Source organism: Allopontixanthobacter confluentis, from assembly GCF_009827615.1.
Classification (GTDB): domain Bacteria; phylum Pseudomonadota; class Alphaproteobacteria; order Sphingomonadales; family Sphingomonadaceae; genus Allopontixanthobacter; species Allopontixanthobacter confluentis.
This window is the reverse complement of record NZ_WTYU01000001.1, coordinates 341,418-357,799: the sequence shown is the minus strand read 5'-3', so window position 1 is coordinate 357,799 and position 16,382 is coordinate 341,418. Positions and strand designations below refer to the sequence as shown.

Genomic DNA, 16,382 nt, shown 5'->3' with positions numbered 1-16,382 from the left:
AAAATACGGGGCCGGGCATTCGAAAGAATGTCCGGCCTTTTTTTAATAATCCTTGCTCACTTCAGCCACCAGACTTTCCCGGCCCGCCGTGGAGATGCTGCCCAGAAGCGACAGCCAGCTGGTGATGCGGAATTCCGCCTGGGTGGCGCTATAACCGCGGCCATCGGTGATAATCTCGACATAGAACCTGCGCCCGATATTCTTGCCCAGCGCCACCCCTGTTCCGCGCCGCAATGCCGGGTCCGCGCTGACAATGCGCAGGCGATCAAGCCCGATGGCGGTGCGCAGCCGGTTGATCGGATCAACCCCCGCCCCGCCCCGCAAACTGGCCAGCGCCGCGCCCAGTTGCAATGCATCTGTAGCCGAAAGTTCGGTAATGGACCCACCAAACAGCAAGCGTGCCAGAATCTCCTCTTCTGGCAGCAGCGGCGTGGACGAGAAGGAGATTTCCGGCTGCAACGCGTTGCCCTGAACCTTGACTGCCACATCAATTCCGTTGCTCTGCGCTTCGGCAACAATGTCCAGCCGCGGGTCAATCGGCAGGTTTGCGTCAAAGGCGATACGGCCCCGCGTCAGTTCAAACCTCGTGCCGGCAAAACTGTAATCACCGCGTACCATTCGTGCTTCGCCGCCAATGCGCGGGTCTGCCGTGGTGCCGCGAATGATGACATCTGCCGCCCATTCACTGTCGAGACCCATCCCATCCACATTCACCCGGTTGCGGGCGCGGGCATCAATCAAATAGCGCCACGGCTGCCGCGGCGCTGCGCTGGGCCCAATATCGGCAGGCACATTGATCCGCACCGTGCGGATTTGTGGCAAGGCATCGGCACCGTCCATGGTGCCAAGTTTCCAGCTGGCGCGGTTCACATCCAAACGCCCCGCAATGGTGCCCCCCACCCCGTTGGAAACAATCCGCAGCGGCCCGGTGACCGTGGCATCCAGCCCGGCAGCATTCAGCATCCGCGCATTTTTGGCGGCCAGCCTGATATCCAGGTCAGGACCGCGCGTGCCGAGGTCTTTCAGATCCACCGTCCCGCTGCCTGATACCGTGCCGCCATTGGGCGTGGTTCCGCTAAAGCCGGTCAGTTGCAGACGGGATCCGAAAAATTTGCCCCGTGCGGTGATATTACGCACATCTGTTCCCGACAATGCGCTCTGCATTCGCAAATTGTCGCTGGCAAGCGATCCGCGCACCAGCGGATCAGCCAATGATCCGGTGAAATCTGCGGCCACAGATAGCGGGCCTGTCAGGTCAAATGCTTCAATTGCGGCCAGCCGCCACAGTGCATCGGCAGGCCCCTTGAAACGCAATTGGGCAAACAACCGGCCGCGCTGCATCCGCGCCATCAGATTGCCCGAGGGGGGAAGATTTGTAATGCTGGCCTGCAACCTGCCGCGCCGCTGGCCGCCTTCGGTAATGGCAGCGCGCGTCTGCAACTGGGTGGCGGTCAGCTTCATGACCAGCGCCAGATCAATATTTCTGGACGACAGTACCAGACCTGATCGGGACAGATCCTTCACCTGCACCCGCGCCGTGCCAGATGGCACACCCCCCGGCGCTGCGCGATAATCCACCAGCCCTGAAACCGTCCCGCCAAAGCCCATGTCGGCAATGGCAATATCGATCAGCGACAGCGGCAAATCGGCCAGTTTCACGTCCAGCGCAGTCGGGCCGCCGCCGCCAAAGCTACCTTCCGCAATCGCCCTGCCGCCGCCATAGGACAGCTGCGTGGGCTGCAAAATCCAGCCGCCATTGCTCTGTTTGGTCAGAATTGCGCGCCGCGGCATGGAAATCTTCCGGCCCGCAAAATCGCCCCGCGCGGCCAGCGACACGCGCTTTGCCGCCAGGTTTCCGGTCAGTTGCAGGTTGAAACGGCTGCCGCGTCTGCCTGAAAGCGATGCGGTAACCGGGCCTTCACCATTCACCAGATCGACCTTGGCGGCCAGTTTGCCGATGAACAGGCGGCCATAGCTGACCCCTTCGGCAAAGGCGCTGGCGGCAATGGTGCTGCGCGTATCCAGCACTGTTTTGCCCGACACGAACAGGCCGCTTCCTTCAATGTCAGCCCGGGCGATGGAAATGGGGGTTGCGCCGCCAAATGTGGCGTTGCGGGCGCGAACATCCACATCAAACGCCTGCCCGCCCCCGCGCGGGACCAGCGTGATTGTCCCATCAAGCCCGCCGCCTGCCAGCGCCAGCGTGCCAGCAGCGCCTGCAGTGCCCAGCACAAGATCGCCGGAGACTGAGGTTTTCCAGATATCGAGCGTGTTTATTGCGATGCGGGTTGGCCCGCCTGCCGGTGAAAACAGGTCCAACTGGCCGGCAAATGGCCCCAGCAGCGACCCGCCTTCTGTTTCAATCGCAAAACCCTGCCTGGTGGGCGAGATGGCAACGCGGACATTTTCCAGGCCTGCTGCCGGAAGGGGGCTGGCAAAGACCAGAACGGCATTGGGGCCAGCCGTGCCGACCGAGGCTTCGACCGTAAATGGCCCGTATTGTGTATGCCTGCCGCTGCCTGCAACCGTGGTTGTACCATTAGTGATGCGACCATCGAGGTTCATCTGCAGCTTGGCAGCGCCGACCACCAGCCTGCGAAATGCAATGGGCCCATTAGCGCCCAGCGCGATGCCGCCGCGAAAGGCAATGGCTGGCCCGGCAAGATTGGCCAGCGTGGCATTGGTCACAGCAGGAATAGCGCCCGTGATATCGGCCGACAGGGTCCACGGCGCGCCCCTGGCAATCTTGAACAATATATTGGCATCGGCATTGACCGTGCCGACATTTTTCAGCGCTAGTTTCGACAGTTTTACCGGGCCTGCCAGCACATAGGCGCTGCGCGCCAGATCACCCTGCAAGGCCAGCTGCGCGCTGGCGCCGGGGAAGCGTATGTCCAGATTATCCGACAGCAGCCGATTGCCCGACAGCATGACTTCACCGCCAATTCGGCCGTTCACCAATTGCGGATCAATCAACCCATTGCCTGTCGCAATTCTGGCCACCTGACCTGATAGCGGCACTGTCCAGCGCGTGCCGTCAAACCGGGCAGTGCCTTTCTGAACGATGTTGGTGGCGGTAATTTTACCTGACACAAGCGTGCCGATTTCAAGATCATGCACGATCGACAGATTGCGGAAAGGCCCGTTGAGGGTGGCAGCAATTCTGGTATCTTCAAGCCGGAGATTTTGCCCGAACAGAGCCGGATCAGTGAGAATGGCGTCCACTTTCAGCCCGCCAAAAGCATTGCCTGCAAGATCCACCGAACCATTAGCCAGCGCCCGGAAAGCGCGGCCCTGCAGGTTGACCGATCCGTCCAGCACACTGTCCACCAGCGTGCCTTTGGCCACCAGCAATACCTTTTTACCCAGCGCATCTGCCGGCAGGCCGGTCAAAATGCCCGTCGGGTCTGCCTGACCGATCAGCGTATATTTGCCCGACTGGTTAAGGATGCGAAAGGCGGCAACGCGGGCGTCATCGCGTTTGACCAGCAAGGCGCCGCGCCATTTTGTCCAGCTGCCCGCACCGGTCACGATGCCTCTGTACGCGCTGTCTGTGCCCAGAATACCGGCCAGAACGCCGCCTTTGGGTGCCTGGTAATCGACATCCACGTCGAATTTGTCATTGTCCGGCTCGGCATGGATGAGGGCGTAGAGGCGGTCTTCCTTGCCCAATGTGCCGTTCAGTTTCACATAGACCTTGCCCGCCTTGATGTCGCTTCGGGCAACAAGATTGACCTTCTGCGCCTTGTCACCGGCAATACCGGGGGCAATGGTCAGATCGACAATCTGGAACCTGTCGATGCGAATGTCGAAATCAGGCAGGATCGGGGCTTCAGGATCACCGGGCAGCAATTCAGGCACCCTCAGCAAGGTTCCGCGATTGGCCACCAGTTTCCGGATATCAAGGCCACTGGTGAACCAGCTGAGCGGGCGCCAATCCAGGTCGACCGTCGGTATGGTGAGGAATTTGCCCTTGGGGTCTGACAGCACCACATCATGCAGCACCGCCTTGCCATACAGATTGCCGTCAATCCGGCCGATCTGGATGCGCAGGCCCGATGCCGGGGCCACCTTGGCAATCTGGTCTGTGACAAAGCGTTGCCCGATAGGCCCGTTGAAAACCGCTACTGCCACCATGATCAGCGCCGCCACCACGGCAAAGCCGCGCAGCAGCCATTTACCCGCGCGCCGCGTCAGCGATTTTGACGAGCGACGATCAACGGCGTGGGTTTCCGGCACCGCGTGCGCGTCTTCGATGCGCGGTTCGTCAGCCATCAGAACGCCTGACCCAGCGATACATAGACAGCAAGCGGGCTGTCATTTTCATCCGGGTTCAACGGCACGCCCACATCCACCCGCAGCGGGCCAAAGCCGGATTCGTACCGCACCCCGATCCCCGCGCCATATTTGATAAAGCGGAAATCCGGGGTGGAACTAATCGACACCGACCCTGCATCCAGGAACGGGACGACCGATAAGGCGCCGCCGAACCAACCCGTTTTCACCCGCGCTTCTGCGGAAATTTCCACCAGCGAACGCCCGCCAACAGGCTCGAGAAAATCATTCTTCGGCCCAACCGCCTGATAGCCATATCCGCGCAGTGATCCGCCGCCGCCGGAATAAAGCCGGCGCGATGGTGCAATGGCAAATAACGGCGCGCCCTTGATGGTGGCCCCCCTTACCCGGCCTGCCAGCACGACATTGTCTGTGACCTGCTGATATTTGCTGGCATCGACCTGCGCGCGCACATAGAAATAATCCTGATTGGCGGTGCGCGAAATTTCCGGCGCGACAAACCCGCGCAAACGGAAACCCTGCGTCGGGTTAAGCAGCGAATCTGATGTATCGATGGTCGCTTCGCCAAAGGCAGAGGCAATGAAATAGGTCTGCCGCGGCCTCGGCACGCCGGAAATGATGCGGTTGCGTTCGTCTGTTGCCAGAATCTCTGCCCCGACTGCCCAGCTGAGCGGTTTCTGGAACAACAGCGTGGACACAGTCTCGAAAGTGCCGCGCAGTGCCACCGTGTCGGCGGCATAAGCCGCTGTATCAAGCGAAGAAATATAGGCATCGGCCGTGGCAATACGGTCCCTTCCGCCAAAATTGTTCTTGCGCAGGGTGACGCCGAAAAGCTGTTCCTGCGTGCCCATCACACCGCGCACCCGCAATGACCCTTCGGGCGGAAACAGGTTGCGATGTTCCCAGCTTGCCTGAACGCGGAAACCTTCTTCGGTGCCATAGCCGATGGCGCCTGCAATCGTGCGCAGCGGCGCCTTGGTCAGCCCCACATCCAGCGCCACCACGCCCGGCTGGCCGGCCGTGGGCGCGGTGACTTCGCGCGGGGTCAGCGTGACAGAGGATACCAGGCCAGTGGCCACAATTGCCCGCCGCAAATCCAGCATCAGGCTGCGCTTGAAAGTATCGCCGGCATCAAACCGGGCAATGTTTTGCAAATGCCTGCCGGACAGAAAATCAGGCAGGTCGCTGTTCACATCACCAAAGACATATTTGCCGCCAGGCAGGACAATCATCGTCAGGTCGCCCTGAGAGCGGGCATGATCCACCAGCAATGACGGTGCGTTTATTTCGGCGAAGGGATAGCCTGTTTCGCCCAGCGCCGTGTCGAGCGAGAATTGCTCGCGGATGATGGCATCGCTGGACATGGGATCGCCGGGGTAAATGCCGAAAGCGGCGCGCAGGCTTTCATGATCGGGCGCCTTGTCCAATTGGCCCAGATTGACCGTGCCAAAGCGGAAGCGGGCGCCGGGGATGATGTCAAACCGCACAGTGGGTTCACCACCTGCGCTTCTGGGCCCAGCGTTTTGGGCCGCATCACCTTGGGCCTTGGCGCTCTCGACAGCAGACTGCGCGCCGTCCAGCGTGCGCAGAACCTGCGCATCGTAATAGCCATACACGTCGAGCAACTGGCGCAGCAATTCCTGATCCTGCCGTGCGCGGGCGGCAACCTGCGCGATGCTGGCTTCATCGCTGGACAATTCTTCAATCTTGGAAAGCGACTTGAACCGGTCGACAAATTCCTCGCGCATCGGAAAAGCTGCGGTTTCGTCCGGAAATGCGAGCGATAATTCCGCGCCCACAGCTTCGATCCGGGCATCGGCCAGAACCGGCCCGACCTGATCTTCAACGCCCTCCACTTCGGCAAAACGGATATCCTCATCCGGTTCGAGCGGAGCCAGCTGGGGCAATTCTTCTGCTTCGTCGGGTAGGGGGTCGTCCAGCCCGGCCATTTCTGCCAGCGGCGAATCAGGGTCGAGATCGGCATAGCCGTCATCTTCCTGATCTATTTCCTTTGAAATGCCATTGCCTGCCCATGCTTCCGGGTCTTCGACCGCAGCATCGGGGATCAGGTCTTCCAGCCGCTGCGGGGCCTGCATATCCTGCGCGGCAAGCGGGCGCGGGGCGGCCAGCAGAAACACAAATGCCGCGCTGAACGCGACATTGAAGGCAAAGCTGGCGGCCAGTATGCCGCACCGGCTGCGGCGTGACGGCGGAGCGTTATTCGGTAATGGAATACTGGTCCTGCGTGCCGTCCTTGGCAGGGCCGGATACAGTGTCTGCATCCCTGATGGCGGCACCTGATGCAGTGGAGATAAGCCGCGACTGTTCGCCGCTGTCCATGCGCTGCCAGCCATCACGAGTGAGGCGTTCCAGCGGGCGATAGCGAACCTTGTATCGCATCCTGTCGGATCCTTCGACCCAATAGCCAAGGTAGACATAGGGCAGGCCCTGTTCTGCTGCCCGCCGGATGTGATCGAGGATGATATAATTGCCAAGCCCTGATCGTGCCTCATGTTCAGGATCATAGAAGCTGTAGATCATCGACAGCCCGTCATCCTGCCGATCAGTCAGACAGGCACCCACAAGGCGGCCTGGTTCTGCACCATCGGATGGTTCCCTGTATTCAATGACGTAGCTGGATACAGGCGTATGTTCCACCATATCCGCATAATCAATTTCATCCATCGTGGCCATGCCGCCGCCCGGGTGGCGCACACCCAGATATTTCTGCAGCAGTTCGAATTGTTCTTCCGTGGCCCAGGGCCGGCATTCCGTCATCACCAGATCGCTGTTGCGGCGCAGATTGCGGCGCTGGGTGGCAGAGGGCTGGAATTCGCCGGCAACGACCCGCACCGATACACAGGCAGTGCAATTGGTGCAGCTGGGCCGGTAGGCGACGGTCTGGCTGCGGCGAAAACCGATGCGGCCCAACGCTTCGTTCAGCTGGTCGGCGTGCGGCCCTTTGAGTTCTGTGAACACCTTGCGTTCGCTCTTGCCCGGAAGATACGGGCACGGCGCAGGCGCAGTCACGAAGAAGCGGGGGAAGCGTACGGGGGCCGTCACGGCTTTTTCGAAGTCCTCTCGGCGTGGAATCGCTGCGGGATCGCGATCTGGAGTGACTATGCTCTCACTAACCGCTCAGTAAAAGGTCCTTAACCATTAAACGTGGTTAAGCCTTCTTTATTTTGCACAGTTTCCAACTTCTTTCCAGCCGCCTAGTCGAGTTCCACAGGGTTCACCACATAGCCCATTGCCCGCAGCGAAGCGACCAGCGCATCCAGCTGCTCCCGGTCGCGCGCTTCGCATTCTATGTCGGTTATCAGACCCTTGGCGGGCAAGTTGGTGAAAATGCGTTGATGATAGATTTCAATAATGTTGACGTTGTGATCGTGGAACGCGCTCATCACCTTGAACAGCGAACCCGGCCGGTCCTGCAAGGTAATGCGTAACCGCGCCAGCCTGCCCGACCGCGCCAGATCACGCAGCAAGACATTCGCCAGCAACCGCGTGTCGATATTGCCGCCGCACAGAACCAGGCCGATTTTTCGTCCGGCAAATTTTTCCGGATGCGCCAGCACCGCCGCCAGCCCCGCAGCGCCCGCGCCTTCAACCACGGTCTTTTCGATCTGGAGCAGGAGCGAAACAGCCTTTTCCAGCGCCGCTTCGTCCACCAGCAGAATTTCATCGACCCGGTCGGCAATCACCCGCGCGGTAAATTCGCCCGGATATTTGACGGCGATCCCTTCGGCCAGCGTATCACCGCCGCAGGGCAGTTCTTCGCCCCGGACCTTCGCATACATGGACGGGAACAGGGCCGCCTGCACCCCGTAGACTTGCATTTCCGGCTTCAAGGCGCGGGCAACCGTGGCCATGCCCGAGATCAGCCCGCCGCCGCCGATGGGGGTGACGATGCAATCAAGGTCAGGCACGTCAGCCAGCATTTCCAGGGCCACGGTGCCCTGCCCGGCAGCAACATCAGGATCATCAAAGGGGTGGACAAAGGTCAGCCCCATTTCCGTTTCCAGCTTGCGGGCGTGGGCGTAGGCATCGTCGAAAGTCTCACCTTCCAGCACGACATTGCCGCCCACGCTTTCGGTCTGCATGACTTTCACGGTGGGGGTCGTTCGCGGCATCACGATCGTCACCGGCACGCCCAGCCGCCGCCCGTGATAGCTCAGCCCTTGCGAATGATTGCCGGCAGATGCGGCAATCACACCGCGGCTGCGGCGGGTTTCGTCCATCATCAACAAGGCGTTGAGCGCGCCGCGTTCCTTATAGGCCGCAGTAAATTGCTGGTTTTCGAATTTCAGCCATATTTCCGCGCCGGTAATCTGTGACAGCGTAATACTGTGCATCGTGGGCGTGTGGACCACTGCGCCCCTGATCCGGTCCGCAGCGGCGCGCACATCATCGATCGTCAGACTGTCGATGGACGAGGAGGAAGGGCTTGTCGTGGGACTGCTGTGGCTCATGGCCTGTATCGGTAAGGCAATTGGGCGCGCCATGAAACAGGTGTTGGGTTCTTTGGGGTAAGGATTTGCTTTGCGCGAAATCTTGCCTAATCCGGCGGATATGGATGAACATTTCAAAATCGGTTTTATCGGGCTTGGTGTGATGGGCGGGCCGATGGCAGGGCATCTGCTTGGCGCCGGGCATCAGATTACCGCCTATAATCGTACCCGGTCACGCGCTGATGCGTGGGCGCAAAGGCAGCACGATCAGGGCTTTGCGCCCAATATTGCAGAAACGCCCGCACAGGCAGCTGCAGGCGCGGACATTGTCATCACCTGCGTTGGCAATGACGAAGATCTGCACGGGGTCACTCTGGCTGATGAGGGCGCATTTGGCGCGATAAGGCCGGGCGCATTGTTTATCGACCACACCACGGTTTCAGCCCATATGGCGCGAAAGCTGGCGGACAATGCCGCGCAAAGGGATTTTTCCGCGGTGGATGCACCTGTCTCGGGCGGGCAGGCCGGTGCTGAAAATGGCACGCTGGCCATCATGTGCGGCGGCGCTCTGTCCGATGTCGAACGGGCGCGCGGCGTCATGCAGGCTTATGGCGCCCGCATCGTTCATGTGGGTGCATGCGGCGCAGGGCAGACAGCCAAAATGGCCAACCAGATGTGCATTGCCGGCATTCTGGGCGGACTGAGCGAAGCAATCCGATTGACAGTGGCGGCCGGACTTGACCCGGAAAAAGTGCTGGAAGCCATCTCGGGCGGCGCTGCGCAAAGCTGGCAGATGGAAAACCGCTGGCCGACCATGGTTGCAGGCGAGTTCGATTTCGGCTTCGCAGTGGACTGGATGCGCAAGGATCTGGGATATGCGCTGGCAGAAGCCGAACGGCTTGGCCTTTCATCTCCTGTTACAGAAATGGTCGATAGTTTTTACGCTGACATTAAGCAGATGGGTGGTGGCCGTCAGGATACCAGCGCCCTGATCCGCCGACTGCCCGAAGGAAAAAATTGATGAAAATTCGTTACGCCGCCCTGTTTTCCGTTGCCGCTGCATGCCTGACACCGGCCCTGTCTGCCCCTGCTCTGGCGGATACGCTGGTCGATAATGTGCAAGGCACCACCATGCTGGAAAACGGCAAGGTCGGCAGCTTCACCGGTTTGTGGATTGATGATGACGGCACGATCAAGGAAGTCTTGAAGCGCGGTGACCGGCGGCCAAGCGGGGTGGATTTCCTGCTCGATGGCAAGGGGCAGTTTGTCATGCCGGGCATTATTGATGCGCATGCCCATGTAATGGGGATTGGTTTTGGCGCTTTGACGCTGGATTTGTCCCAGACCGGTTCGCTTGCCGAAGCGCAGGCCGCAATTGCGGCTTACGCGGCGCAAAATCCCAACAATCGCTGGATTATCGGGCGCGGCTGGAACCAGGAAAAATGGGGTCTGGGCCGTTTCCCCACCGCCGCAGAGCTGGATGCCATCGTGCCTGATCGCCCGGTGTGGCTGGAACGGGTGGATGGCCATGCCGGCTGGGCCAACAGCGCGGCAATGAAGCTGGCCGGCGTAAATGCCAGCAGCGTCAGCCCTGCCGGTGGCCGGATTGAAAAACTGGCCAATTCGAAAATGCCTGCCGGGGTCTTTGTCGACAGTGCCCAATCGCTGATCGCTGCAAAACTGCCAGCCCCGCGGCCGGAAGACCGCGACCTTGCGCTGCAAAAGGCACAGGAAATTCTGCTGCGCAGCGGCATCACCGGTGTTGCTGACATGGGCACTTCGATCGAGGACTGGCAATCCTATCGCCGCGCTGGCGATGGCGGCTGGCTGAATGTCCGCATCATGGCCTATGCAGGCGGGGTCGAGGCGATGGAACTGATTGGCGGGCCCGGCCCTTCCCCCTGGCTTTATCAGGACCGACTGCGGCTGAACGGGGTCAAGCTCTATCTTGATGGCGCATTGGGTTCGCGCGGGGCATGGCTCAAGGAACCTTATGCCGATGATGCGGGCAATCGCGGGCTGGCCCTTACAATGCCGGAAAAACTTCGCAATCTGATGAGCCGCGCGGCCCTCGACCGGTTTCAGATCGCCGTTCACGCCATTGGCGATGGGGCCAATTCCGAAGTGCTGTCAGCCATCGAGGAATTGTCCGGCACCTATACAGGTGACCGCCGCTGGCGGATCGAACATGCCCAGATTGTTGACCCTGCTGAACTGGCGCTTTTCGGTAAACACGGCATCATTGCGTCGATGCAGCCTGTGCATCAGACATCAGACCGCACCATGGCCGAAGCCCGCCTCGGCAGAGGGCGGCTGGCTGGCGCTTATGCATGGAACAGCATTGCGCGCGCTGGCGCTCCACTGGCTTTCGGCTCGGATGCGCCGGTCGAATCGGTTGATCCATTCGCCGGTCTGGCTGCTTCTTTCACGCGGATGGATGGCGCAGGCCAGCCATTTGGCGGCTGGCAGCCGCAGGAACGCGTCAACCGGGAACAGGCACTCAACGCCTTTACCTATGGCGGGGCGTTTGCAGGCTTTGGCGAAGGACGGTTCGGCCGGCTGGTCAAAGGCGAACGCGCAGATTTTATCCTGGTCGATCGCGATTTCATGATGGCCAGCCCCGAAGCGATACGGGAAACGAAAGTGTTGCAAACATGGGTTGGTGGCCGCCGGGTGTATGACCGGACCACGCCAGAGACGGAGCGTTAATGCGCAAAACGGGTGATGACCCAATTGAGGCTCGCTAGCGAAAATTTGCACCAGATCGTTGCCAATTGGCGGTTTTCATTGCCCATTAACCTTCTTTAAACCCTGACGCCCTATCGCAGGTCCAAGGCACGTCAGATGTCATGCGGTCGCGGCTAGGATTTTGCGGCAATTATCCGCTTGCTTTACGATTAGGGACTAAGTGCCAGTTATGGTGAGGCTTTTCGGTCACATAACGATCATTTGGTATTAATTTTGGGCTTGCCACCCAAAGTCGAGTGCCCTAGATGGGCGTTGAGTTTGAACATAAGTTAGAGAGCTCCAAGGAGACGATTCGATGAAATTCCGTACACTGCTCGCTGCAACTGCAGCTGTTTCCCTCGCTGCTTCGCCAGCACTTGCCCAGGCTTCTGCGCCTGTAGCGCATGTTTCTGCACCCGTTGAAAGCGAAAGCGAACTTCGCGGTGGCGGTTCCGGCGTCATTCTCGCGATTCTGGCTGCTGCAGCTGTTATCGCTGCGATCGTTATCGCTGTTGACGGTGGCGACGAAGATCCAGTCAGCGCATAATCGCCTGATTGCTTGAGTTTTAAAACGGGGCCTTACGGCCCCGTTTTTTTGTGCCCGATGCTCGTCTGAATTGCTTGATTAGTGGCGGCTTTGTGGATGGTTACGCAAACGTAGCCCAATCGTCTGGTAAATCGCAGGACGCGCTTCACTCCGCCGGAAATAACCCGAAGCTTAAACGGACCAGTTATTTCAACCAAACTGGCATTGCTTAAACCCGTAGGCCCACCAGAGCTGAGTTAGTCAGCAGCTACCTGCTCTTCAGCAGCCACCTTTGCAGCCCGCCGTTCCGTCAGCCACATGATGCCAAGCGCCGCTTCGAACAACAGCAGAAGCGGGATCGCCAGGATCAATTGGGATCCAGGGTCCGGCGGCGTTACGACCGCCGCAAGGGCAACAACCAGCACCACCACATAACGGCGCGCAGCGGATAATTTCTGCCTGCTCACAATTCCGGCGCGGTTTAAAAGCAGCAACAGAACAGGCAGCAGGAAACTGATGCCAAAGGCCAGAATGAACTGCATGACCAGTGAAAGGTAATCGCCGGCAGATGGCAGTGCTTCTACCTTCAATCCGCCCGCGCTCCCTTCATATCCAAGGAAGAATTTGAAAGCGGTGGGCATGACCACAAAATATGCCAGCGATGCACCCGCAGCAAACAGCACCGGGGTGGCAATGAGAAACGGCAGAAATGCCTTCTTTTCCTTGGCATAGAGGCCCGGCGCGACAAATGCCCATAGCTGATTGGCAATGATCGGGAAGCTGATGAAGAAACCTGCAAACAATGCGACCTTCAGTTCAACGAAGAACACTTCATACAACTGGGTGAAAATCAGCTGCCCTTCCCCCTTGGGAAAGGCTTCTGTCAATGGGCGGACAAGAAAGCCCAAGATCGTGTCAGCGAAGTAAAGGCACCCCGCAAAGGCGATGGTGAGCGCCAATACGCAGCGCACAAGCCGCCCGCGAAGCTCGATCAGATGGTCGAGCAGCGGCGCCTGTGTTTCGTCAATATCACGCATATGCAATGCCGTGCTGCATCAGCTTTCCTTGGGCTTGCCTAAAGGCAGATCGGCCTGGTCCGGCGCCGTGTCTGCGCCATTGCCGCCGTCTGGTCCATTCTCTGCCAGACTGTTCTGGTCATCTGAAAGACCGGACGTCCCAGACCTGATGTCGGATGCGGGATGGTCGGGGCCGGAGATGGGCATCATCTCGCCAGACGGGTTTTCCGCCATGATGCGTGCGTTCTGCGCCCGCCATTTCTCTTCCATGTCCTGCATTTCGGCTTCGCGAACCATGGCATCAAACCCGGTTCGAAAATGAGCAGAAACGCGCCGGACCTTGCCGATCCACCGGCCCGCAGTCCTCAATGCCAGAGGCATGTCCTTGGGGCCGATGACCAATACGGCCACGATCACAATAACCAGCAATTCGCTTGCGCCAATGTCAAACATGGGTGCGGCTCGCCTTAAACGTCAGGGGCCAAAATCAGATCAGGCCGGCTTTAACGGCTGGTGTCTGAATGCTCGCCGGGGGTTGGATGCTCGGCCGCCTTTGAAGCAGGTTTTGCTTCGTGGGATGGCCCCTCGATCCGTGCAGGAGGCGTGGCAGACTTGGTATCGTCCTCGTTCATGCCTTCCTTGAAACTCTTAATGCCTTTGCCAAAATCGCCCATCATATCGGATATGCGGCCACGGCCGAACAATACCAGAATGACAAGAGCAATGATGATAAGCTGAATTGGGCCGAGGGACATGATGAACCTTCCAGTTGATATGCGCGCAATATAGGCGTTCCCACACCAATACGCCAGCGCCCGTGACAGGTTCAGTCAGCTTTGCGCAAATCTTTCTCAGCATGGGCGGCCTCACCCTCAGCGCCACCAGCGGCGGCCACGTCCAGCGCAGCTTCATCATCCGCGTGGCCCGCTGCACTGCCTTCATCCGGCCCCATCAATGCATCGAAGGCGTCGTCCACCGGGTCCAGCAGGCCGGTTGCGCGCAATTCTTCGATGCCCGGCAGGTCACGCCGCGACTCAAGGCCGAAATGGTCCAGGAAATCAGCCGAAGTGGCGTAAATTACCGGTCTGCCCGGGACTTCCCTGCGGCCGGCAACCCGCACCCAGCCCGCCTCCAACAGCACATCCAGCGTGCCCTTGGCAGTTTGCACCCCGCGAATGGATTCAATCTCTGCCCGGCTAACAGGCTCATGATAGGCAATGATTGCCAGCACTTCTGTTGCCGCGCGCGACAAGCGGCGGACCTGCTCGCGTTCGCGCCGCAGCAAATGCGCCAGATCAGGCGCGGTTTCAAAATGCCACCGTTTTGCGCGTTCGACCAGTTGCACCCCGCGCGGCGAGTAATGTGCGGCCAATTCATTCAAGGCAGCGCGGATGTCCGCCAGCGCTGCATCACCCAGATAGGCGGCCAGTGCCTCTGCGCTCATCGGTTGTTCTGCGGCAAAAAGCGTCGCTTCCACCGCGCGGACAAGCTCTGGCACAGAGCCTGTCACGCGGGAATCCGGCGCAGGCGCAACGGCCCGAAAATACTGTCCTGCGCCAGTTCTGCCTTGCCCCGCCGCGCCAGTTCAAGCGCTGCCACGAAACTGGATGCCAGCGCCGACCGCCGCAGCCGGGGTTCTGCATGCGGCGGCAGAAATTCCTCCAACCGCATCCATTCCAGCGTAACGCCCAGCATTGCCGACACACGGTCAAGCGCGCTTTCCAGTGTCATGACCGGCCGGTTGCGAACCATGTGGACCGCCGGTGCTGTGCGCGCCTTGACCTGCCCGTATCCCTGCACCAGCGAAAACCAGTCACATTGCCACTTCGTCTTGCGGTCAATCCGCAAACCTTCAGCCGCGCCGCGCAGAAACACATCGCGGCCAATGCGGTTACGTGCCATCAGCCGCGCCGCAGCTTCGCGCATGGCGCCAAGCCGCTGAAGCCGCAATTGCAGTTTCAGCGCCAGTTCTTCGGGGCTGGGATCTTCCTGTTCTTCCCGCGGCAGCAGCAGCGAGGATTTGAGATAGGCCAGCCATGCGGCCATCACCAGATAATCGGCTGCCAGTTCCAGTTTCAGCGCTTCTGCACTGTCGATATAGCCCAGATATTGGTCAACCAGTTCAAGAATGGAAATTGACCGCAAATCCACTTTCTGCCGGCGCGCAAGGTCAAGCAGCAAGTCCAGCGGGCCTTCCCAGCCGTCCAGTTCCAGGTAGAGCGCCTGATCGTCCTGCCCGCCCACCGAAGCCGCATCCCACCCCATTGCGCTGGCGTCGGTAACCCCAGCATCCGGCCCCCCGCCGGCCAATGGCAGCACAAGGCTTTCCTCGCTCATACCGTCAGCTTCGCCGCTGCAAAGAGGCTGTCCCGGCGGGCGATCAGCCCAGCCTTATCGCCGTTGGCTTCGCCGACCCGCGTCAGGGCCAACGCTCGCTGAAGACGTGCAGCGGCCTTGTCCGAAATGGTGGGCAGAATATTTGCCATGCCGGTCATATCATCCATTTTAGCCCAGCAATTCAGCACCACATCGCATCCTGCCGCAATTGCGCGCGATGATCGTTCCGGAATGGTTCCAGACAGCGCTTCCATGTCGATATCATCCGTCAGCAACAGACCGTCAAAGCCAATCCGCTGACGGATAATATCATGGATGATGGTACTGGAAAGCGTCGCCGGATTTTCAGTGTCCCAGGCGGTGAACAGCAAATGGCCGGTCATTCCGATGGGTGCATCGGCCAGCGCCCTGAACGGGGCGAGGTCTGTTTCCAGTTCCTCGTCAGTGGTCGTTACTGTCGGCATTTCCTTATGCGTGTCCGTGGTGGTGCGGCCATGGCCGGGCATATGTTTGACACAGCCCGCAACCCCTGCCCGCGCCAGCCCGTCAAGAATTGCCCTGCCCAGCGCCGCCACCCGCAGCGGTTCAGAGCCCAGTGCCCGGTCACCGATTACATCATGTGCACCCGGCTGGCGCACATCCAGCGGCGGATGGCAATCAACGGTAATCCCGGCTTCTGCCAGTTCAATGCCCAGCGCTTCTGCATTGGCCCGCGCCGCTTCGATCGCGGTGGCAGGGGCAATGTCATACAGCCGGTCAAATATTTCGCCATTGGGAAAACCTGCCCAATGCGGCGGCCGCAGGCGGGCCACGCGCCCCCCTTCCTGGTCAATGCAGATGAACAGGTGATCGCGCCCGTGCAATTCGCGCAGGGAATCAGTCAAAGCGCGCACTTGTTCAGGCGTTTCGCAATTGCGGCCAAACAGAATGTAGCCAGCCGGGTCCGCTTCCCGAAAGAACGCACGTTCCTGTGGTGTAAGCGTCAGGCCCGAAGTGCCGAAGATTGCAGGTGTCATGGCTGGAAAGTCG

At 59.9% G+C, this 16,382-nt stretch carries 13 protein-coding genes; 3 read left to right on the top strand and 10 right to left on the bottom strand.

Annotation, left to right across the window (positions count from 1 at the left end; translation table 11 throughout):
* Positions 1 to 42: 42 nt before the first annotated feature.
* The 4 genes from GRI44_RS01605 to GRI44_RS01590 form a co-directional block, all read right to left on the bottom strand.
* The gene (locus GRI44_RS01605; protein WP_160599644.1) at positions 43 to 4,275 is read right to left on the bottom strand and encodes a translocation/assembly module TamB domain-containing protein; all 4,233 of its coding nucleotides are present in this window, start codon (positions 4,273 to 4,275) and stop codon (positions 43 to 45) included.
* Positions 4,275 to 6,578 carry an autotransporter assembly complex protein TamA gene (locus GRI44_RS01600; RefSeq protein WP_232842944.1) on the bottom strand — a complete coding sequence of 768 codons (2,304 nt, stop codon included), beginning with the start codon at positions 6,576 to 6,578 and terminating at the stop codon, positions 4,275 to 4,277. The genes GRI44_RS01605 and GRI44_RS01600 overlap by 1 nt, the downstream gene beginning before the upstream one ends.
* Positions 6,514 to 7,359: an arginyltransferase gene (locus GRI44_RS01595; RefSeq protein ID WP_160599642.1), complete on the bottom strand. Its 846-nt coding sequence runs from the start codon at positions 7,357 to 7,359 to the stop codon at positions 6,514 to 6,516. The genes GRI44_RS01600 and GRI44_RS01595 overlap by 65 nt, the downstream gene beginning before the upstream one ends.
* A gap of 152 nt (positions 7,360 to 7,511) precedes the next feature.
* Positions 7,512 to 8,768: a threonine ammonia-lyase gene (locus GRI44_RS01590; protein WP_160599640.1), complete on the bottom strand. Its 1,257-nt coding sequence runs from the start codon at positions 8,766 to 8,768 to the stop codon at positions 7,512 to 7,514.
* A gap of 100 nt (positions 8,769 to 8,868) precedes the next feature.
* Here GRI44_RS01590 and GRI44_RS01585 point away from each other — a divergent pair, with 100 nt between their 5' ends.
* From GRI44_RS01585 to GRI44_RS01575, 3 genes are all read left to right on the top strand, one after another.
* Positions 8,869 to 9,768, top strand: a complete 900-nt coding sequence (locus GRI44_RS01585) for an NAD(P)-dependent oxidoreductase (RefSeq protein WP_160599638.1) — start codon at positions 8,869 to 8,871, stop codon at positions 9,766 to 9,768.
* Positions 9,768 to 11,456, top strand: a complete 1,689-nt coding sequence (locus GRI44_RS01580; RefSeq protein ID WP_160599636.1) for an amidohydrolase — start codon at positions 9,768 to 9,770, stop codon at positions 11,454 to 11,456. The genes GRI44_RS01585 and GRI44_RS01580 overlap by 1 nt, the downstream gene beginning before the upstream one ends.
* 334 nt (positions 11,457 to 11,790) lie before the next feature.
* Complete coding sequence (locus tag GRI44_RS01575) at positions 11,791 to 12,021, top strand: hypothetical protein (protein WP_160599634.1); 231 nt, start codon at positions 11,791 to 11,793, stop codon at positions 12,019 to 12,021.
* A 236-nt stretch (positions 12,022 to 12,257) separates the two neighbouring features.
* Here GRI44_RS01575 and tatC read toward each other — a convergent pair whose 3' ends face one another.
* From tatC to nagZ, 6 genes are all read right to left on the bottom strand, one after another.
* Positions 12,258 to 13,037, bottom strand: coding sequence for a twin-arginine translocase subunit TatC (gene tatC, locus GRI44_RS01570; RefSeq protein WP_160599633.1), 780 nt, complete (start codon positions 13,035 to 13,037; stop codon positions 12,258 to 12,260).
* Positions 13,038 to 13,055: 18 nt separating this feature from the next.
* A complete protein-coding gene (tatB, locus tag GRI44_RS01565) occupies positions 13,056 to 13,469 on the bottom strand; it encodes a Sec-independent protein translocase protein TatB (protein WP_160599631.1) in 414 nt (137 codons plus the stop codon).
* A gap of 50 nt (positions 13,470 to 13,519) precedes the next feature.
* Complete coding sequence (gene tatA, locus GRI44_RS01560) at positions 13,520 to 13,771, bottom strand: twin-arginine translocase TatA/TatE family subunit (RefSeq protein ID WP_160599629.1); 252 nt, start codon at positions 13,769 to 13,771, stop codon at positions 13,520 to 13,522.
* A gap of 71 nt (positions 13,772 to 13,842) precedes the next feature.
* Complete coding sequence (gene scpB / locus GRI44_RS01555) at positions 13,843 to 14,460, bottom strand: SMC-Scp complex subunit ScpB (protein ID WP_232843025.1); 618 nt, start codon at positions 14,458 to 14,460, stop codon at positions 13,843 to 13,845.
* Positions 14,461 to 14,522: 62 nt separating this feature from the next.
* A complete protein-coding gene (locus GRI44_RS01550; RefSeq protein WP_232843024.1) occupies positions 14,523 to 15,281 on the bottom strand; it encodes a segregation and condensation protein A in 759 nt (252 codons plus the stop codon).
* A 68-nt stretch (positions 15,282 to 15,349) separates the two neighbouring features.
* Entirely contained in the window at positions 15,350 to 16,369 is a 1,020-nt protein-coding gene (gene nagZ / locus GRI44_RS01545) for a beta-N-acetylhexosaminidase (RefSeq protein WP_160599623.1), read from the bottom strand.
* Positions 16,370 to 16,382 lie beyond the last annotated feature (13 nt).